General features: G+C 40.7%; 14 protein-coding genes. 8 read left to right on the forward strand and 6 right to left on the reverse strand.

All coding sequences use genetic code 11. The features are described 5' to 3' along the window. The first annotated feature begins 12 nt into the window (after positions 1–12). The 6 genes from ACYQ3L_RS26900 (at position 13) to ACYQ3L_RS26925 (ending at position 9,775) form a co-directional block, all read left to right on the forward strand. Complete coding sequence (locus tag ACYQ3L_RS26900; RefSeq protein WP_379995140.1) at positions 13–1,179, forward strand: pyridoxal phosphate-dependent aminotransferase; 1,167 nt, start codon at positions 13–15, stop codon at positions 1,177–1,179. Positions 1,180–1,192: 13 nt separating this feature from the next. Beyond that, the gene (locus tag ACYQ3L_RS26905) at positions 1,193–2,254 is read left to right on the forward strand and encodes a bifunctional 3-deoxy-7-phosphoheptulonate synthase/chorismate mutase type II (protein ID WP_006799604.1); all 1,062 of its coding nucleotides are present in this window, start codon (positions 1,193–1,195) and stop codon (positions 2,252–2,254) included. Positions 2,255–2,511: 257 nt separating this feature from the next. Beyond that, positions 2,512–4,173: an AMP-binding protein gene (locus ACYQ3L_RS26910; RefSeq protein ID WP_379995137.1), complete on the forward strand. Its 1,662-nt coding sequence runs from the start codon at positions 2,512–2,514 to the stop codon at positions 4,171–4,173. Positions 4,174–4,192: 19 nt separating this feature from the next. Then, a complete protein-coding gene (gene ettA, locus ACYQ3L_RS26915; protein WP_379995135.1) occupies positions 4,193–5,881 on the forward strand; it encodes an energy-dependent translational throttle protein EttA in 1,689 nt (562 codons plus the stop codon). 1,158 nt (positions 5,882–7,039) lie between these two features. After that, positions 7,040–7,171, forward strand: a complete 132-nt coding sequence (locus tag ACYQ3L_RS26920) for a hypothetical protein (RefSeq protein ID WP_379995133.1) — start codon at positions 7,040–7,042, stop codon at positions 7,169–7,171. 42 nt (positions 7,172–7,213) lie between these two features. Continuing rightward, positions 7,214–9,775 carry a DUF5686 and carboxypeptidase-like regulatory domain-containing protein gene (locus tag ACYQ3L_RS26925; protein ID WP_379995131.1) on the forward strand — a complete coding sequence of 854 codons (2,562 nt, stop codon included), beginning with the start codon at positions 7,214–7,216 and terminating at the stop codon, positions 9,773–9,775. Between the two features lie 9 nt (positions 9,776–9,784). Here the strand turns inward: ACYQ3L_RS26925 and ACYQ3L_RS26930 are convergent, their stop codons facing one another. Beyond that, entirely contained in the window at positions 9,785–10,762 is a 978-nt protein-coding gene (locus ACYQ3L_RS26930; RefSeq protein ID WP_379995129.1) for a diacylglycerol/lipid kinase family protein, read from the reverse strand. A gap of 191 nt (positions 10,763–10,953) precedes the next feature. Here ACYQ3L_RS26930 and ACYQ3L_RS26935 point away from each other — a divergent pair, with 191 nt between their 5' ends. Both ACYQ3L_RS26935 and ACYQ3L_RS26940 read left to right on the forward strand, forming a co-directional pair. After that, complete coding sequence (locus tag ACYQ3L_RS26935; RefSeq protein ID WP_379995191.1) at positions 10,954–12,234, forward strand: L-cysteine desulfidase family protein; 1,281 nt, start codon at positions 10,954–10,956, stop codon at positions 12,232–12,234. A 13-nt stretch (positions 12,235–12,247) separates the two neighbouring features. Continuing rightward, on the forward strand, positions 12,248–12,718 hold the full coding sequence (locus tag ACYQ3L_RS26940; protein ID WP_379995127.1) for a hypothetical protein: 471 nt from the start codon (positions 12,248–12,250) through the stop codon (positions 12,716–12,718). A 63-nt stretch (positions 12,719–12,781) separates the two neighbouring features. Here ACYQ3L_RS26940 and ACYQ3L_RS26945 read toward each other — a convergent pair whose 3' ends face one another. The 5 genes from ACYQ3L_RS26945 to ACYQ3L_RS26965 all read right to left on the reverse strand — a co-directional run bounded on the left by ACYQ3L_RS26945 (position 12,782) and on the right by ACYQ3L_RS26965 (position 21,335). Beyond that, entirely contained in the window at positions 12,782–14,998 is a 2,217-nt protein-coding gene (locus tag ACYQ3L_RS26945; RefSeq protein WP_379995125.1) for a glycoside hydrolase family 97 protein, read from the reverse strand. A gap of 162 nt (positions 14,999–15,160) precedes the next feature. Then, positions 15,161–16,306 carry a SusE domain-containing protein gene (locus ACYQ3L_RS26950; protein ID WP_379995123.1) on the reverse strand — a complete coding sequence of 382 codons (1,146 nt, stop codon included), beginning with the start codon at positions 16,304–16,306 and terminating at the stop codon, positions 15,161–15,163. A gap of 32 nt (positions 16,307–16,338) precedes the next feature. Then, positions 16,339–17,964: a RagB/SusD family nutrient uptake outer membrane protein gene (locus ACYQ3L_RS26955; protein WP_379995120.1), complete on the reverse strand. Its 1,626-nt coding sequence runs from the start codon at positions 17,962–17,964 to the stop codon at positions 16,339–16,341. Positions 17,965–17,982: 18 nt separating this feature from the next. Beyond that, entirely contained in the window at positions 17,983–20,991 is a 3,009-nt protein-coding gene (locus ACYQ3L_RS26960; RefSeq protein ID WP_379995118.1) for a SusC/RagA family TonB-linked outer membrane protein, read from the reverse strand. Positions 20,992–21,119: 128 nt separating this feature from the next. Beyond that, positions 21,120–21,335: a hypothetical protein gene (locus ACYQ3L_RS26965; RefSeq protein ID WP_459952535.1), complete on the reverse strand. Its 216-nt coding sequence runs from the start codon at positions 21,333–21,335 to the stop codon at positions 21,120–21,122. Positions 21,336–21,724: the final 389 nt, after the last annotated feature.

Here is a 21,724-nt window from a genome sequence, read left to right on the forward strand (position 1 = left end):
ATTGAAATCAATATGAATATAATACCCGCCGACCGCCTGAATACAGTGCAGGAATACTATTTCTCTACCAAATTGAGAGAAGTAGCGGAAATGAATGCCGCAGGGAAGAATGTGATCAGCCTTGGCATTGGTAGTCCCGATCTGCCTCCATCAGAAGAAACGGTAAGGGCTCTGAGTGAATCCGCTGCGAAAAATGACGCGCATGGTTATCAGCCGCATGTGGGTATCCCTCAGCTGCGTGATGCTTTTGCTACGTGGTACAAACGTTGGTATGGTGTGACGATCGATCCGGCAAAGGAGATACAGCCGCTAATCGGCTCAAAAGAAGGTATCCTTCACATCTCTCTGGCGTTTCTGAACCCCGGAGACGGGGTCTTGGTGCCTAATCCCGGTTATCCTACATACACATCTGTAAGTAAGATGGCAGGTGCGAAGATTCATACATACGATCTGGATGAAAATAACAACTGGCAGCCCGATTTTGAAGCATTGGAAAAAATGGATTTATCCGGTGTAAAGCTGATGTGGGTTAATTATCCGAATATGCCGACAGGAGCAAATGGTTCGTTAGGCCTGTTCGAGAAGCTGGTTGCATTTGGCAGGAAGCATGGTATTGTCATCGCCCATGATAATCCGTATAGCCTTATATTGAACGAGAATCCGCTTAGTATCATGCAAGTGGAGGGAGCAAAAGAGATTTGTATAGAGTTGAATTCTATGAGTAAATCGCATAATATGCCCGGATGGCGTATTGGTCTGGTTGTTTCCAATCCTCAGTTTATAGGGTGGATACTCAAAGTGCTCAGCAACATCGAAAGCGGCATTCTAAAACCCATGCAAATGGCTGCTATCGCTGCATTGAATAATTCGGATGAATGGCATAGGAAAAACAATATAGAACTATATGCAAACCGCCGTAGATATGCTGCTGCCATAATGGATGAACTGGACTGCACATATGATGAGAATCAGGTAGGTATGTTTCTTTGGGGAAAAATACCTGCGAAGTATAAAAGCAGCGAGGAACTGGCAGATAAAATCTTATACGATGCCAGAGTATTCCTTACACCCGGGTTTATATTTGGGAGCAAAGGGGAGAGATACATCCGTATATCGCTTTGCTGCAATGAACATATGCTGAAAGAGGCACTGGAAAGAATAAAGAAATTACAATCATAAAAACTCAGATAAAATGGAATTAGAATCAATCTTACTGCCGGGAGTTGACCCGGAACGTCCTTTGGTGATCGCGGGCCCGTGTAGCGCCGAAACGGAGGAACAAACATTAAATACAGCCCGCCAACTGGCAGCTGATGGTATCAAAATTATGCGTGCAGGCATCTGGAAACCACGCACAAAACCCGGAGGATTTGAAGGTGTAGGCAGTGAAGGTCTTGCATGGTTGAAAAAAGTGAAGCAGGAAACAGGAATGTATGTCTCAACTGAAGTTGCTACACAGAAGCATGTATATGAAGCATTGAAGTACGGCATAGATATGCTCTGGATAGGAGCCCGCACCACGGCTAACCCGTTTGCTGTACAGGAGATTGCAGAAGCTTTACAAGGTGTGGATATACCTGTATTGGTAAAGAATCCGGTAAATCCCGATTTGGAATTATGGATCGGGGCACTCGAACGCCTTAGCAATGTAGGGTTGACTAAACTGGGCGCGATCCATCGTGGATTCAGTTCGTATGATAAAAAGATCTACCGTAATCTTCCCCAATGGCATATCCCTATCGAACTGAAACGCCGTTACCCTGATTTGCCTATCATCTGCGACCCAAGCCATATCGGAGGTAAGCGCGATCTGATCCAACCTCTTTCTCAACAGGCTATGGACCTGAATTTCGAAGGGCTGATTATTGAAACACATTGCGATCCTGATAATGCATGGAGCGATGCTTCGCAACAAGTGACACCATCGAGGTTGAAAGAAATTCTTTCGGTTTTGGTTATCCGCGATGGTAAGCAGTCGACGGAAGACTTGTCGGTATTGCGCAGGCAGATTGACGAAATAGATGACCAGTTGCTGGAACTACTGGCCAAACGTATGCGTATTTCTTGCGAGATAGGTACATTCAAGAAAGAACATAACATGACTATCGTGCAGACCGACCGCTATGATGAGATACTAAGCAAGCGTATTTCCCAGGCAGAAGGTATGGGTATGAATCCTGAATTTATGCGTGTTGTTCTGGAAGCGATTCACGAAGAGTCTGTAAGACAGCAAATAGATATTCTGAATAAGTAAATATCTGTTTATCAGTTATTAAGTAAAGGGTGGATTTTGTTCACCCTTTATTTATATATCTTGATAGTTTATTGTGACAGGTGTCAGATATAATTTAACAAAGAATACTTTCCATATATTAATAATTCTAACAAAAGTACCTGTATGGTATAATGCTTACTGGTATTACTGTTACAATTATGATATTTGCAATGTTTATATGGCATATAATCTAAGAATTTGTTTACATTTGCACATATCACCTATAGAATGATTATATGGAAAATAATAAATTTTTAACGCTCATCCGGGAGGGAATAATTAATAACTGGGAACGTCCCGCATTGACCGATTATAACGGAGAAACATACCTATATAAGGATTTTGCAAAAAAAATAGCGCAATTACATATCTTGTTCGATGATCTTGAGGTTCAGAAAGGAGATAAAATCGCTATCTGCGGCAAGAATTCGGCTAACTGGGCTGTAGCCTTTTTCGGCTCGCTTACTTATGGAGCTGTTATAACTACGATTCTGCATGATTTTAGCGGGGAGAATATACATACGCTTGTAAATCATTCCGAAGCGAAAGTCCTGTTTGCGGATGAATATGTATGGTCTAAGGTAGATCCAGTACAAATGCCGTCTGTGGAAGCTATTTTACTGATAGATGACTTTTCGGCGCAGAAATCACGTTCAGCTAAGTTTTTGGAATCATGCTCTCATTTGGAACAGACATTCAATGTTAAATATCCGAAAGGATTCTCACAGGAAGATGTCATCTTTTATGACGAGTCTCCGGATGAACTGGCAGTACTTAATTATACGTCAGGAACTACCAGTAATCCTAAGGGAGTGATGATCCCGTACCGGAGTTTGTGGTCAAATACCCGTTTCGCGATAGATAGTATTGAATTTGTGAAAGCGGGTGACGGCATAGTATGTATGTTGCCTATGGCGCATATGTACGGGTTAGCCTTCGAGGTATTGCTATCTATAGCCAAGGGTTGTCACATACATTACCTGACCCGTGTCCCTTCACCTCAAATAATTCTGGATGCTTTTTCTAAAGTGAATCCGACATTAGTGCTGGCTGTACCGCTTATTATCGAAAAGATAATACAGACCCGTGTTTTTCCTCAATTGAAGAAACAACCGGTCAGGACGTTAATTAAAATCCCTTTCTTCAGAAAAAAAATATATAAAAAAATTGCTGAAAAACTTGTACCTGTCTTTGGCAATAAGCTGGTTGAGGTGGTCATTGGAGGAGCTGCCTTGAATAAAGAGGTCGGGGCATTTCTCACGGATATAAGATTTCCATACACAGTTGGTTATGGTATGACCGAATGCGGCCCGCTTATTTCCTATGAATATTGGGAAACATATAAGCAAGGGTCGTGTGGCCGCCCTGTCGACCGTATGAGTGTGCGCATAGAATCATCCAATATGGAAACTGAAGCTGGAGAAATAATAGTGAAGGGACAAAATGTGATGTTGGGATACTACAAAAATGAAGAAGCGACCAACCAGGTTCTGGATAGTGCGGGATGGTTGCGTACCGGGGATTTGGGCGTGATGGACCGCGATGGATTCCTGTTTATTCGCGGCCGTAGTAAAACGATGATACTCAGTGGATCGGGGCAGAATATCTATCCGGAAGAAATTGAAGACTATTTCAATAATTCACCTTATATTGCCGAATCACTTGTAATCGAGGAAAATGGCAAACTGATCGCCCTTATTTATCCTGATAAAGATTATTTGAAGGCGCATGATGTGAAAGAAGAGGATTATTCTGCTATTTTTGTGGCTGAATTGAAAGCGATAAACAAACGCCTGCCGGGATACAGTCAGGTGGTGAATTTCAGATTGCAGGATCAGGAATTTGAAAAGACGCCAAAACGGAGTATTAAACGCTTTTTATATCAAAAGAACTCATAACTCTAACTAATATAGACTCATGTCAGTAGACGATAAAAAGATTATTTTTTCAATGATGGGCGTCGGTAAATTATACCCGCCACAAAAACAAGTATTAAAGAACATTTACCTGTCATTCTTCTATGGAGCCAAGATCGGCATCATCGGCCTCAACGGTTCGGGTAAATCCACGCTGTTGAAGATTATAGCCGGAATAGATAAGGAATATCAGGGCGAAATAGTATCGGACAAAGGCTTTTCGGTGGGATACCTTGAACAGGACCCGAAGCTCGACCCTGCCAAAACCGTAAAGGAAATAGTGCAGGAAGGTGTACAGCCTATAATGGACCTGCTGAAAGAATATGAAGGCATTAACGAAAAATTCGGATTGCCCGAATATTACGAGGATGCAGATAAAATGGACGCTCTTTTTGCCCGTCAGGCAGTATTGCAGGATAAGATAGATGCGAGCGACGCATGGAATATAGACAATAAGCTCGAGCGTGCGATGGATGCGCTCCGTTGTCCGCCCGAAGACCAATTGACCGCAAATCTCTCGGGAGGGGAAGCCCGTCGTGTAGCACTTTGCCGCCTGTTGCTCCAGGAACCGGATGTATTGCTACTCGATGAGCCTACCAACCATTTGGACGCGGAGTCTATCGATTGGTTGGAGCAACATCTTCAACAGTATAAAGGTACAGTAATCTGTATCACCCACGACCGCTACTTTCTCGACCATGTTGCCGGATGGATTCTTGAACTCGACAGAGGAGAAGGTATCCCGTGGAAAGGAAACTATACATCATGGCTTGAGCAAAAGACCAAGCGTATGGAGCAGGAAGAAAAGCAGGCCAGCAAGCGCCGCAAAACCCTCGAACGGGAGTTGGAGTGGGTGCGTATGGCTCCCAAAGCCCGTCATGCAAAAGGTAAAGCCCGTTTGAATGACTATGAGAAGATGCTGAATGCCGACCAGAAAGAGCGGGAAGAAAAACTTGAGATATTTATTCCTAACGGCCCGCGTCTCGGTAATAAGGTAATAGAGGCACATGGAGTAACAAAAGCTTTCGGAGATAAGCTCTTGTTCGATAATCTAGAATTTATGCTGCCGCCATCGGGTATTGTCGGTATTATCGGACCAAATGGAGCAGGTAAAACCACCTTGTTCCGCTTGATTCAAGGCTTGGAAAAAGCTGATAAGGGAACATTTGAAGTAGGTGAGACCGTAAAGATAGGTTATGTAGATCAATCGCATGCTGATATCGATCCTAATAAGACTGTCTATCAGGTTATTTCGGGAGGAAGCGAGTTTGTCCGCGTAGGAGGGAAAGATATTAATGCCCGCGCTTACTTGTCCCGCTTTAATTTCTCGGGAGGAGACCAGGAAAAACTTACCGGTATACTTTCCGGAGGGGAGCGTAATCGTCTGCATCTGGCATTGACGCTGAAGTCGGAAGCCAATGTATTGCTTCTCGATGAGCCTACCAATGATATCGACGTAAATACATTGCGTGCATTGGAAGAAGGTTTGGAAAACTTTGCAGGATGCGCTGTTGTGATATCGCATGACCGTTGGTTCCTCGACCGTATCTGTACACATATCCTGGCTTTTGAAGGTAATTCGGAAGTATTCTTTTTTGAAGGGAGTTACAGCGAATACGAAGAAAATAAAAAGGCACGCTTGGGCAATGTGGAGCCGAAGCGTATCCGTTACAGAAAACTGATTAATTGATACCGGGCGGCCGGTTAAAAGGCTGCCGGATTCATCTGTTACTACGTCGTTGAGGTGTGGACTGAAAAAAAATTAAGAAATGACTTTAATATGGAAGTAATTCGATTAAAGTCATTTTCTTTGATATCCTCTTCTATATAAAAAAGGAAGAATATAAGAAAAGCCTGTCTCACAACAGGCCTAACCAAAACTTCTAAATAATCTTACGCTGACATTTAATGTATAAAACAAAGTTAAATATCAATTTTGTAGATTTTTTGAGCGTCGAAAATTATTTGGCCCGGTACTTATGTAGAACAATTCAAAGGATAATCGGGTACTGGAAAGCGGCCTTACGGTATCACGAACAAACAGCCAGGATAATAAAACATAACTGTTACCAACCGTATTCGCATTAGCAGCAAGAAATATCTATGCACAAACCCCGGAGATGGCAGTAATCCCGTTCCATGAGACAAAAGATTCAATACCCGGTACGGTAGCGGCTGATTAATTAAAAAATCATAACATCTGCAACTAAAGGTATGTTGCATACATCTAACATATGTGTATCGACAGCAGATTTAGTTACATTTGCTCTTGTTTTTATAAACGATGCGTGTCAGAGTTTGAAAACCTAGTGTTACTTTATTCGTATATTTTTATCTATAAATACAGATAACAGGTATGTATATAACAAAAGCTGACAGGGTGAAAAATTTCGAAAAGGTTGTTACCTTTGTTACTTTTTGATAAAATATATGTTGATTATCAGTAAAGTAAATATTTCTTTAGAAAAGGCAGAAGTGCCGTCCCTTCACTTGGAGATTGATTCTGGACAGAGTTTGTACCGGGCAATAGCTGCTGGGTTCTTTGAGGAAGAAACAATGAAAAATAACGTGAAAAGTGTGTCAGGTTTGTCAAGTTTTTGTCAAGTTTTTTGCAAGAATTACAAATGATTGCGCTCTGCGGGCAGTAACAAGTTACGAGTAAAATATTGTTCATTGGATAACTATTGACTCATAATTGAAAAATGTGTTACCTTTGTTACTTTCAATTATTGATTATGATAACTCCTATATAAATGAAAAGAGCAGACCTGTATCAAACTTTATTTTTATATGTGTTTTGTTGTCAGTATGTTATGTGCATTTAGACTAGATATTATTTTAATAAATAATGGAAAATAATAAAGATATGACCCGCTATATTACCGGTTTGAAGAGAATCAGTGACTATCTAGGAAAAGATACTGGAGATATGTACCATATGGGGACCGATAGCAGCGGTGGAGGAGATGATTCAAAATAGATGAGAATCTAAGGAACAAAAAAGAAAAAACGTTTTAACTGAATGAGTGAAATACCACAATATATTAGCAGAAGGAAGATAATGCTCCTATTGTCTTTCTTTTTCATCATTTGTGGTACAGTATGTGCCCAGTCGCTCACTACGGTACGTGGTACCGTCAGAGATGCAATAACCAAGGAAAAATTACCTTTTGTTACGGTCGTATTCGATAAGACGACTATCGGTACATTTTCGGATGAAGAGGGTGAATTCAGATTGAGTAACAGAGGGAATTATACATCTGTTACAGCTTCTCTTCTGGGATATAAGTCCGAAACGATAACGATTCCTATAGGTAAAACTACAACAATAGAAATAAGTCTCGAACCGGAAGATAAATTATTGAAAGAGGTCATTGTCCGCCCGCAGAAAGAGAAATATTCCAAGAAGAATAATCCTGCAGTCGAATTGATTAAAAAAGTGATCGCTCACAAAAATGAGAATAATATAACAGATCTCAGTTATTACCAGTATAAGGAATATGAACGGATATTTTTTGCACTGAATGAGTATCATCCGGATATGCCTTTGCTGAAAAAATATAAGTTCCTGCCCAATTATGCAGATACATCAATGATCGATAATAAAATCATACTGCCTTTCTCTATAAGGGAAAGGATTTCCGATGTATTTTATAAAAAAGAAAATAATTCGACCAAACGTATTGTAAAAGGCTATCATATAGAAGGATTGGATAAGACATTCGATACAGAAGGGCTTGATGCCATTATCAAGGAAGTGTTTAAAGATATATCTATATATGATAATTCTATCAATCTGCTGCTACAGCCCTTTGTGAGTCCGTTGAGCGAGCATAGTGCCGTTAATTTTTACAGATGGTACCTGTCGGATACGGTGACCATAGACAAGGACCGTTATGTAAAACTTGATTTTGCTCCTTTCAATTCCCGTGATATCGGTTTTACAGGCAATCTGTATATCTCTCTTGACAGCATGTATGCAGTAAAGAGAGCTGTGATAAGGACTCCGAAGAAAATGAATATAAACTTTGTTCAGGAACTTGTTATTCAGCACGATTATAAGAAAACGGCAGATAATAAGTGGATTCCTTTGGAGGAGCGTATGGCTATCGATGTTACTATGGCCGATCTTGTCAAGTTCTATATAGATAAAACCCGGACTTATGTGGATTTTGTCGAAAATCAGCCTATGGACCCGGTTTTTGCTCTCACTGCCCCCGAGGTATTTGAAAAAGACTATTTGAGAAGAGATAAAAATTTCTGGGCAGATAACCGGCCGGCTGAACATAAGAAAGACTACCGGATGGATCAAATGTTGGAAGATGTAAATAAAATATTACTGTTCAAAATACTATTGAGAACCGGTGATATCCTGTCCACCGGCTACTTTCCTACCTCGAAGGACCCTGAGACAAATAAGCTGGAGATAGGGACTATTCCTACATTCTACAGTTTCAATAAAACAGAAGGTAATCGCTTCCGTATGACACTATCTACTACGAAGAATTTCCATCAGAATCTTTTCTTCTATGGTTATGGAGCTTACGGAACAAGGGATGAAGAGTTTAAATATTACGGCGAAGTTACGTGGGCTTTCGACAAGGTAGAGAAGCACAAAGATGAATATCCGAAGAATAACCTGATAGTTGCCTATAAATATGATATAAATACATTAGGCCAACGCTACACGCAGGCCGAACGGGACAATATACTGATGTCGATACAAGCATCGGGTAATTCTAAAATGACATATAACCGCCAGACTCAGATTGCCTGGGATAAAGAGTTTTATGGCGGGTTCTCATTTAAACTTACCGGGCAGACCTTTGATGAACGTCCCGCTGCCAATATCGTATTTGAAAAAATGGATGAAAATGGTAATATATATGCAGTGGACAGGGTAAAGACCACCGAGGCCATGCTTGCCCTACGCTATGCCCCGAATGAAAAATTCTTTCAGCAGCGTAGGAAGAGGCACTCTATACCTTCGCCGCGGCTGGTGATGAACCTGACGCATACCATGGCTCTTGAAGACATCTTAGGAGGTCAGTATAATTACAATAAAACATCTCTGGCCATATCCAAACAGTTTTGGGTTGCACCATACGGTAAGCTCTATCTGACAGCGCAGGCTGAAAAAATATGGGGTGAGACACCATTCCCGTTTTTGATAACGCCCAGCGCCAATAGTTCATATACTATACAGCGGGGGAACTACTATCTGATAGAGCCTCTCGAATTTGTACACGATGCGCAGGCTTCATGGGAAATATATTATCATATGGGTGGATGGTTCCTCAATAGGGTTCCTTTCATTAAAGTCCTGAAGTGGCGCGAAGTATTTGGCTTCCGTGGTTTTATCGGTTCATTGAGTAATAAGAACAATCCGGAGCTCAACAGGAATCTGCTGATCTTTCCGCAGGATACATATACCACAAGCAGAGGTCCGTATATGGAATATAATATAGGGATAGAAAATATATTTAAGCTGTTCCGTATCGACTATGTACGCAGGATAAACTATCTCGATCATCCGAATGTAGATAAGGATGGCTTCAGGATATCGTTTAACCTGAATTTTTGACGCTTCTTTTCAGAGGAATGTATCCGCTATCCGCATTAATATTTCCTGAGGGTCTAAGGGGTGTTTCTTAGGCGGGTTTGCAGGTACTAATACTTTTAATCCCTGCGGGATGATCTTTACATGTATCTCCTTGCCCATTTTCACGGGGTCACCGTCTATATGCATCATTCCTTCATTTTCGCGCCTGATTGTGACCTCATTGGTAATCAGTTCGATCATTTTGCTGCTCTCATCTATTTTCTTTGTAAATAGTTGCAGGGATGTTTGCGGAACATCAAGGATAGATAACGGCTTTAATATGGCGATATTCATCATGCCGTCCTGTATGTCGGCGTGGGGGGCTATATGCGCATTGTACCCATATTGTGAAGCATTAGCGCAGGTAACCACAAATGCTTTGTCTTTTATAGTACCCTCGGGGCATATTATTTCATAGGTTTCGGGCTTCTGCCGGATAAAGGTCTCAAGCATATTCTTGAAGTACATAAACGAGCCTCTTGTCTTTTTACCTGAGGACATTGCGGCCACTTCCGCGTCAAAGCCTACACCGCAGGTACAGAAGAATATGCGGTCATTTACCATTCCATAGTCGATGGATATGATATTTTCGTCCAGAATAACAGCCATTGCTTTTTTTGCATCGATCGAAATATTCAGGTCACGGGCCAGGCCATTGCCGGACCCCATTGGGATGATGCCTAAAGCCGTGTCGGAATTGACTAATGTGCGAGCTACTTCGTTTACTGTACCATCACCGCCTACGGCAATCACATAGTCCACTTTATCTTTGATAGCTTGTTTGGCGATCTCTGAGCCATGTCCGGCATAACCGGTAATAAATATATGGATATCGAATTTGCGGGCATCAAACATATCCGCTATTTTGTGAGGAAGGTTTTGCTTCGATGATGTTCCCGATTTCGGGTTGATTATGGCATATATTTTTTTCTTGGCACTCATTTCATCAGCACATAAAAGTTTTGTCATACAAAAATAACATATTAACAGTCATAGACCAAATAATAGGCTGGAATTGCACAGAACAATCAGAATGGCTTCTTTATATAGTTGTAGAAGTAATGAGACTCTAATCTGCAATTTATATATCCTTTAAGATTAATGACATCATTAATTCAATATCTTTGTATTTATAATCTAAAATATAAAGATAAGCCATGATGGACCCATTAGAAAAAGAACAAATTGTCAGTTTGATTAAAAAAGAGGTTGTTCCGGCCATCGGCTGTACCGAACCTATTGCAGTATCATTGTGTGTGGCAAAAGCAACAGAAGTTCTTGGAAAACAGCCAGAAAAGATAAAGGTGTATCTGAGTGCCAATGTATTGAAGAATGCTATGGGGGTGGGGATTCCGGGAACCCGGATGGTAGGACTGCCTATAGCTGTGGCTTTGGGAGCGCTTATCGGAAAGAGTGAATATGGCCTGCAGGTACTGAAAGATCTTACACCGGAGGATGTTGTACAAGGAAAACAATATATATCCGAAAAACGTTTAGAAATAACCCTGAAAGAAAATATAGCAGACAGCCTGTACATAGAGGTACATTGTATGGCAGGGGTGGATGAGGCTGAAGCCATCATTCGTGGCATGCATACAAATTTTTCATATATAGCCATAAACGGAGATATACTTTGCGATGAGGCTTGTTGTGATAATGGCGATGTGTGTAAAGAAGAAGTAGCACTGACCTTCGCAAAGGTATATGAGTTCGCTACTGCTGTTCCGGTTGATGATATACGGTTTATTCTTCAGGCTGCGGAACTGAATAGGGAAGCCTCTAACCTTTCCAATGAAGGTAATTATGGACACAATGTTGCCAAAACGGTAACAGGGACTTTAGGTAAAAAGATATTCGGAGATTCCATGCTTTCGCATATGATGTCATATACGGCGGCAGCTTGCGATGCCCGTATGGATGGAGCGATGATTCCTGTGATGAGTAATTCCGGCAGCGGAAATCAGGGGATTACGGCGACCCTGCCTGTACTTACTTTTGCAGAAGATACCAATTGTACGGAAGATGAACTTGTCAGGGCATTGATACTTAGCCATCTGACTGTAGTGTATATAAAACAGAAATTAGGCCGTCTCTCAGCCCTGTGTGGTTGTGTGGCTGCGGCAACAGGGGCAAGTTGTGGTATTACTCATCTGATGGGCGGTAATTACAGTCAGGTCACCTTTGCCGTGAAAAATATGGTGGGAAATATAACTGGTATGATTTGCGACGGAGCAAAACCCAGTTGTGCTCTTAAGATATCGAGTGGCGTATCCACTGCGGTACTTTCTGCTATCATGGCTATGGAGCATAAAGTAGTATCATCTTTGGAGGGTATTGTGGATGATGATGTAGATAAAACAATTGAAAATCTTACCAGTATTGGTGCTGTTGGTATGCAGGAAACTGATAAGCTGGTATTGAAGATAATGACGAGTAAATAATTAATTAATAAAGATGGAAGTAAGAAATATCGTTAAGGTGCTGCCTGTTTGCGGGTTGGCTTTACTAACCGGCCTCTCTGCCTGTAGTTCTTCAAAGAAGAATGTGCAAGGTGAGGAGAATACGGTTGCAATTGCAGATACGATGAAACTGAATCTGGATTATACGTCGGTGGATTCAATGACAATTATCTATACAGATAAGGATGAGCTGAAAATCCAAATAGGAGATACAGACAGAGGACGGGTAGGAGAGATGTTGTCACAGCTGGTGAATGACACTGCGTGGAACAATAGCGGTATCATGGTGAAAATGGTTGCTCCCGATTATATGATAACGATGCATTATAAGGGTAAGACGCAGGATCATAACAGCTGGATATCTGTATGGAAAGAACTTGGAAAAGCCAAATTTGAAAATAAATGGTATCTGTTGCCGGAGGAAAAAGAACAAATGTTTGAATTATTAGATAGCTTAAAGCAATAAAAAACGCTCCCAACCGGGAGCGTTTTTTCAACCATTTGATAACCAATTTAGAATCTTAACCTTTTACAGTCTTTTCAATCCTTTTGTTTGCGCCTTATCAGCTTCTGTAATGCTGATGGCGTAACCTCCGGCAGGTGCGCATAGCTGCGATAACTTCGACTTGCCCGTTACCACTACTTTGCGGATAGTGTATGCCTGAGGATTTGTTTTATAGTGAGCGTCCTTCGCATCGCTGTATATAGTTGCGATGTATGTTTTAGCCGGGTCCAGGTATTCGAATGTGATATTTGATGTGCGTCCGTTCTCTCCACATACACTACCTACGAACCAGTTGTTTGAATTCTTTGCTTTACGGGCAACTGTAATATATTCACCGGGTTCGGCTTCCAGATATTTGCTTTCGTCCCAGTCTATAGCAACATCTTTAATGAACTGGAATGCATCGAGATATTGATTGTATGTTTCGGGCAGGTCGGCAGCCATCTGTAACGGGCTGTACATGGTTACATACAGTGCCAGTTGATTGGCCAGTGTACTGTTTACATGTGAATTGTTTCCGGGGTTGTACTTGCTTATATCCATCTGGAAGATACCCGGAGTATAATCCATCGGGCCTCCGATAAGGCGGGTGAACGGAAGTACGGTAACATGGTTGGGCTTATTACCGCCGAATGCCTGGTATTCTGTCCCGCGGGCCGATTCGTTTCCTATAAGGTTTGGCCATGTACGGCATACACCTGTCGGACGTACTGCCTCGTGAGCATTTACCATGATCTTATAACCGGCAGCTTTTTCGAAAGCATACTGGTAATGGTTTACCATCCATTGCCCGTAATGATGTTCGCCACGGGGAATAATATTGCCGACATAACCGCTTTTTACGGAATTGTACCCATTGTCTACCATAAATTGATAAGCCTTATCCAAGTGACGTTCATAATTGCGCACAGACGATGAAGTCTCGTGATGCATCATGATTTTCACTCCTTTACTTTTTGCATACGCATTAAGTTCTTCGACATCAAAGTCGGGATAAGGAGTCACAAAGTCGAATACATAATCTTTCGATTTGCCAAACCAGTCTTCCCATCCTTCATTCCAACCTTCTACAAGTACACCGTCGAAACCGTGTAATGCAGCAAAGTCTATATATGCTTTCACATGTGCAGTATTAGCTGCATGTTTGCCATTTGGCTTGGTTTTACTATAATCGGTAACACCCAGTTGTACACTGTACACGTCGTCAGTGTATGCCCAAGTGCTTTTGCCTGTAATCATTTCCCACCACACACCGACATATTTTACAGGTTTGATCCATGATGTATCTTCTATTTTAGAGGGCTCATTCAGGTTGAGTGTGGTGTGTGAAGCCAGTACCTTGCGGGCATCGTCGCTTACGATAACTGTACGCCACGGCGTATGGCATGGTGCCTGCATATAGCCTTTGTAACCTTGTGCATCGGGAGTAAGCCATGATTCGAATATCATATTCTTATCATCCAGATTGAGATGCATACAAGAGTAATTGATCAATGCCGCTTCGTGCAGATTAATGTATAAGCCATCGTCGGTTTTCATCATTAATGCAGTTTGCACCCCTGTCTCAGAGAAAGGAGTCTGAGATGAATTCGGTGTAATAGCTTTACTCATTAATCCTCTGATCTCGGATAGCTTAGATGTTGTATAATCATATTCCTGTGTATCATAATCGCCCGGAATCCAGAAAGCTTTGTGATCTCCGGCCATGGCAAACTGGGTTCTTTCTTCTTTGATTACGAAGTATGTGAGATTTTTTTGCTCAGGGAACTCATAACGGAATCCCAGCCCGTCATCGAACAAACGGAAACGGATAACGATATGTCTGTCTGTCGATTTCTGGTTTAGAGTAACGGCTAGTTCGTTATAATGGTTACGGATCTGGCTTACTTCTCCCCAAACCGGTTTCCATGATTCGTCAAATGTAGCGGTTTTAATATCTGTTATTTCAAAGCCGTTCAGTAAAGATACTTTATCTTCACTTGAGTTATTGTCTTTTTGTTTTACGGAAAAGTCGCTGAAGTCTGTATGCGCGTCACTGTCATCTTTGAGCTCCAGCCCGAGTTTGGATGTTTTTATAACATCTTTGTCCTTGTATATTAGAGCATATGTAGGAACGCCTCCGTTCTGGATAGAGAATTTCAGGGTGAGATTGCCATCCGGTGATTTTAGGTCCTGTGCTTTCATTGTCTGGAATATTAAACAAAAGCCGATAAAAATGGAAATACTTATTACTTTCTTCATGATTCTTTTAAAAGTTTTACACAGCAAAGAAACGCTTTTAAAGAGTTAATAGTAGTCTGTGCAATTATTAAAGCGGGCTAAAAAGTTTGCAAACGTTTGCAAGGGACCAAAAAGAAAAAGTGGGGACATATCCCCACTTTTCCGAAACAGAGTATTTTTATTTTAGTCTTTCTTTTTAGGAAGATCGTCTGCAAGTATTATAGCATAATGTCCTGTCAGGTCATTCAGTGCAATATAATATTTGCCTGATTTTGATATTTTTATATCGGCTCCATTTGGTCTTCCTAATGCAAATGGTAATTCCTGCTCATCCGGTGCGCCCCAGTTGGTATCCCATTTCTTCTCTGCCCTGAACTTCATTACTTTATCACCTTTCAGGTCTACATCAGTAGCCACCCATACATGAGCAACAACCTGTGTCATCTCTATATCGGTAATATTATCATCACCAGGCCATCCATTGGCTGCATCGCCTACAATACCGATAGACGTATAAGTTTTTGTTTCTCCTGTATATGGAGTCATGGATACACTCAGTGTATTTAAGTTCGCAGTTAATGTATAGAGGCCATCTGTAGCAGGGGTAGTGTAATCGCCTCCACCATTTGGTACAAGTGTTGCTCCATTAGTTCCATAAGCCTTTTCCCAGTCTCCGGCAAGAGTAGGGAACTTCAGACCTTTACCTCCATGGAAGAATCCTGTATAAGTGTAGATCAAATCAGATTTTCCACTATTATTAGCAAAGAATATTTGTAAGTCTTTGCCTATATTAGCTACGTCATTACCCCAGCCTACTAATCCATCACCTACAATATAAAGAGGATCTTTAGGGTTGAAGAAATAACAAGTGAAAGAAACCGATTTAACAGCAGTATAAAGTGCGGCTAAATCGCCTGTAGTACCCAGGTATGCTTTTACTGCTACATATAGTTTAACAGGCTTGGACTCTTTGGTCATGGATGAGGCTGCTCCGTTCAACATCTCGATTGTAATATCTTGTTTTTCATCAAAAGTCGAGAATGTGGTGATTTGTACTTCGGTAGCCATTGATTCCAATGTGTCGGCCACAATCGCATATGTAACCGGAGAATTTATACCAAAAGAGGCTTCAGTCCATTTTATATTACCAATTACATCCTTTTGATTTGTAGAAGCTGTTACAACAAAATCTTGTTGGCTTTCAAATTCGGTGAGGGTAGGTGAAATAAGATTACCCTCATTCAGCTTTATATGATCATCGTCGTTGGAACAGGCAACAAAGATGAACAGAGCGATGAAGCTAGTCAGTAGTATATTTAACTTTTTCATATTCTGATGTGTTTTTTTTTGTTTAGAGATGGTTAATTATAGCCTTCATTCTGAGTCAGATTAGGGTTGGCTCCCATATCATCAGCCGGAATAGGGTATATGTTGAATTTCTTATCAACAGATCTTCCCGTATATGTTCCGCCTTTCCATTGCCATGTATAAGTTCCAGTGGTCAGTTTATCGAAACGTACAAGGTCTGTACGGCGTTGAGCCTCATAGAATAATTCACGTCCCCTTTCGTCTAAAATAAAGTCTAATGTGAGATTCGATTGGCTTATTTCGGCGCTTACATCGTTGCCGTAAGCACGTTTACGAAGATCGTTTATATAGGTGAGGGCTGTAGCTTCTGATCCCCCGGTTCCTCCACGGAGAACTGCTTCGGCATAATTCAGGTATATTTCACCTAAACGGAATAAAGGAAAATCTGTATATGCAATATTGCTTGCCGGTAAAGATCCGTCTTTGTTAACATTGGAAAACTTTACCACAGGTATACCGTTCTTGTAATTAGAAGGGTCTACAATATTTATGTTATCAGCCAAAGCAGGATATAGCATATTATAACGGATGTCTTTGCTATTATTACTTTGTTTGGTAAATGTTTCCTGTAATGAAACCCGGGCGCGGTTACCTTGCCATGCACCTTGTGCGTTAATATCGGCCTGCATAGCTGAAGGTACTGTACTACAAAGAAGGAATGTCATTCCACCCCATGTCTGAGTGTCTGCACCCTCATAGCGTATCGGGAAAATCATTTCTCTGGATTTACCATTGTCGGCCTTGAATATGTCTGCATATTTTGGTTCGAGTTCATATCCTACGCTTAATACCTGTTTGCTGTATGTCAGACTTTCCGTGTACTTTTTCTCCCCGGTATATACTTCGGCATTCAGATATAAGCGTGAAAGAAGAGACCATGCGGCGGCTTTGGTTACACGCCCATAATTTTTGCTGTTGTATCCAACAAAAGGATCTAATAAGCCGTTTTGGCATTCAATAAGCTCTTTTTCAATATACGCAAATAAATTTTTGGCCATTATCTGAGGTGCGGATTCTTTTCCTACAACACTTTCTTCTGTAACGTATGGTACATTACGGAACATATCCAATAGATAATAATATGCCAATGCTCTCATAAAACGCGCATCTTCACGTAGAACGCGTATCTCTGATTTTACACTTTCCTCTACACCTCTTGACGATAGTTTATCTTCTGATGTTTCACGAAGGTACTCATTCGATAGATTTATCTGATAGTATAGCCTGTAATACATACCTTTAACGAAAACATTGGTAGAATTCCATGCAAGGGTATTAAAATCGTTTATACCGATGTCTCCCCAGCAGCAGTGAGCTTCATCTGTGGGAAGTTCCTGCAGGTTCCATAATCCGCGAAGGAATGAGGCCTGGCTACCCCCGTCTACTCCGGCTACATCCGATTCATCGTCTCCTCCTTTATTTCCCGAAATAGCCAAACCTGCATATATTTTGGCCAATCCGGACTTATAGGCCCCTATTTCTTTACCATATACAGTTTCGCCAACTACTTCATTGGGATCGATAGGCAGTGTGTTTAAATCGTCTGTACATGATGTTATAGCCAATGTGCTTAAGGCAACAGCCATAACAGTCATAAATTTATATTTCAGTGATTTCATGTTCTAATCTGTTTAATGTTAAAAATTGAGACTTAAACCAAGCATATAAATACGTGGGCGAGGATAGATATTATTGTCTATACCATCGTTATTGAACTCAGGGTCCAAGCCTTTATACTTGGTGATAATAAAAGGATTCTGAACGGTTGCATACAGACGTGCCGATTCCAATCCTTTGAATGGCTTCAGGAATGTATATCCTAAAGAGATATTGTCCATTCTCAGGAAAGATGCATTCTGTATATAGTAATCAGAGATAAACTGTGCCTGGCTGAAATTGGTATAAGATGCGCTGCTTACCCTGTTTTTAAGGAATCCGGTAGGGTCCATCAACCAAGCTCCGCCATAAGCTTCACGGTTTGACTGAATATTGTTGTATACATAATTTCCGAAACTGGCACGCAATGCAAAGTTGAAATCCCAGTTCTTATAAGAAAATTGAGATGATAATCCCATGTATACGTCAGGTGAAGCTTTCTTATATGGACGTAGATCTTCTCCGTCTATTACACCATCGTTATTCTGATCTACATAAGCTCCTTCTATAGGCTTGCCATCGGTATCATATATTTGTTCATAAACATAGAATGTACCGTAAGGTTGGCCGGTCTTGTGTACTAATACCTGGTTACCTGTACCTCCGGTGATACCTCCCCATCTGAATATGCTGGTCGGATCTTCGGCTAGTTTTGTAATTTCATTTTTATTATAGGAAACATTATATGACAGGGACCAGTTAATATCTTTTGTCTCAATCGGACGGGCAGTTATATTAAATTCAATACCCTTATTGGTCATGTTTCCGATATTGGTCAATAGTACATTGCTAAAGTTAGATCCGGCAGGTATAGGTATCTCATTCAACATATCATTAGTCTTTCTATAGTACAGGTCTACAGCTCCTGATATACGGTTGCCAAGAAATCCGTAGTCCAAACCGATATTATAAGTGGTAGTTTCTTCCCATTTCAATTCCGAATCGTAAGCGTTAGGACGGATCAATTGTACTTTTTCATCTCCCCAGTAGTAGTTTGCTCCTGGTTTGCTATATTGGTATTTAGCCATATAAGGATAATCTCCGGTTCCTAAATTTTGTTGTCCGGTGATACCATATCCCAGGCGAAGTTTCAGATCAGAAAGTAAATTCTGGTTCTTCATGAATGATTCTTCTGTTATCCGCCAAGCTAGAGCTACAGAAGGAAATAATCCCCAGCGGTTATCTTTGCTAAAGCGTGATGATCCGTCATTACGGAGTGTGGCTGTTAATAAATAGCGGTTTGCAAATGTATAGTTGAAGCGTCCGAAGTAAGATATCAGATAATTTTCTGTTTTGAAACTGTCACCATCTTTATAATATGGTGCTCCAAATTCGTTTTGCTTAGCTTCAGAATATGGATAAATATTAGATTCTGATCTGTAGAAATATTGCCATGAATAACCGCCCATAACATCAAACTTGTGACTGCCTAATTCTTTCACATAGTTGAGGTAGAAATCCATCAGCTGGTTGCGTTTCAATTGCTTATAGTCTCTGTTCTCTCCAAATCCTGTTTTGAAGTTTCCTGTTACCCAGCTCAATGGAGAGTTGTCTTCTATACTGATCCAACCGATACTGTTAGATATATCATATCCCAGATTAAGATTTGCCCTCAGATCGGGAAGAAAATGCATCTTATAGTCAAATTGTATATTTCCAATACTTCTTTTTACCCTGGATGCATCTCTTTTTTGATTCAGAGTTGCCACTGGATTCGCCAAACCTATATCGATAGGAGTACCGTCCTCTTTAAGAGACATATAATACCCGTTGCCATATTTGCTTTCGCTATTATATACAGGTTGGGTAGGGTCAAATTCTGCTGCGGCGCCAATTGCTCCTGTATCAGCGAAACGGTTTGTATTGTATATTCCTTTTAAACTAAGTTGTACAGTCAAATGATTGTCAAAAAACTTCGGATTTAAATTCAGCGATCCGGTCCAACGATCCATATAAGATGTTTTCAGAATACCGTTCTCGTTTGTGTAACCGATTGATACACGGTAAGGGAAGTTTCCTGCAGCTCCGGCTACGCTTAGATTATGGTCTGTACTGAATGCTGTACGGAATATTTCGTCCTGCCAATTTGTGTTGGCTGTTCCAAGTGCATTTACCTGACTGCTGCCTTCAGCATATTTCGATTTTACAAAATTCCTGAAGTTATCAGCACTCATCACATCGATATCGTCTGTTTTACTACTGATGGAGAATGTTCCGTTGTAATTGATTTTCGGTTTGCCGGAGCTTCCTTTTTTCGTAGTAATGATAATAACTCCATTTGAAGCGCGAGAACCGTAGATCGCAGCGGCAGAAGCGTCTTTTAATACAGAGAAGCTCTCAATATCATTAGGATTGACTGATGCCAGCGGATTGGCCATACCATTTATAGATGTTGTATTGTCTACCGGTACGCCGTCGATAACAATCAGAGGATCGTTACTGGCTTTCATCGAAGAACCTCCACGGATGCGTATTTTAGCCGCTGATCCAGGGGCACCACCGTCTGTGACGACACTTACGCCGGGGGCTTTACCTATAAGCAGGTCAGAGGCTGAAGTCGCCATCCCTTTAGCCAGGGAGTTAGCCGAGATGGCTGTTACTGAACCTGTGAGGTCTTCTTTCTTTACACTGCCATACCCGATTATCACAACTTCTTTCAAGAGTTCGGCATCTTCGCTCATTACAACGTCAATAGTTGTTTTTCCGGCAATTAGTATTTCCTGTGTAGTAAAACCAACATATGAAAAAACTAATGTACCATTTTCCGGTGCCTTAAGTTCGTAATTTCCATCTAAATCTGTGACAGTACCTACTGTTGTACCTTTAACAACAACACTACCGCTAATGATAGGTTCGCCATTGCTGTCTTTCACATTTCCTTTTACTGTAATAGTGCCGCCTTGGGCATGCATACTTGATGACAAAGTGATTATTCCTAACATAATAATCAGGAATATTTTTGCGCATCTGCTCTTTCTCTTTCTTTCCATGCGAAATAATATTAAGGATTAACTTTTATTAATATTGATTTATTTTATAAATTGATTTGTCTATAGAATTGGCCTGACTATCAGGAACTAGCTTCTGTTCTGTTGATATATGCATAAATAGCTTAGCCTCAAATAGACTGTTCAGCTATTTGAGGTAAAGTATATTGTTTGGTATAAGAAGTTATTCTCTCTCTCTCTCTCTCTCTCTCTCTCTCTCTCTCTCTCTCTCTCTCTCTCTCTCTCTCTCTCTCTCTCTCTAGCAAAATAAGGCTAACTTCCAAATTTTCAGAGCGAAAACCGGAAGGTAAAAATGTTCTATTTTGTGATTTTTTCTGCATAAGCATCAAAAGAGGGTTTTGTTTCACCAGTGTATATTTCAAATTGATCTGATTAAATTAAAATGGATAGAAATAATCATCTTGTTTCATGGTTATCTTACATTCACGATACAAATATGAGAAGTCCTATCTTGTTTTGGCTTAAAAGAATACGTAAATGTTACCTTTTTGTTATGCAAACGATTGCACGTGTGTAATATCTCTTTATTCTTGAATTTTAGGCTCGTTTAAGACCGGTATTCATACTATTTATGAAATGATTAAGTTAAAGTTTAATCAATATTCTATAAATTTGCACATATTTGGAGTTGTTTATACTGTAAACAATTCATCTGTAGAAAGTGTTCTTTACTTGAGTAAAATGCCCGGTGTTTTCGTAAAGATGATGCCTGGCA

This window comes from Dysgonomonas termitidis (genome assembly GCF_054657735.1).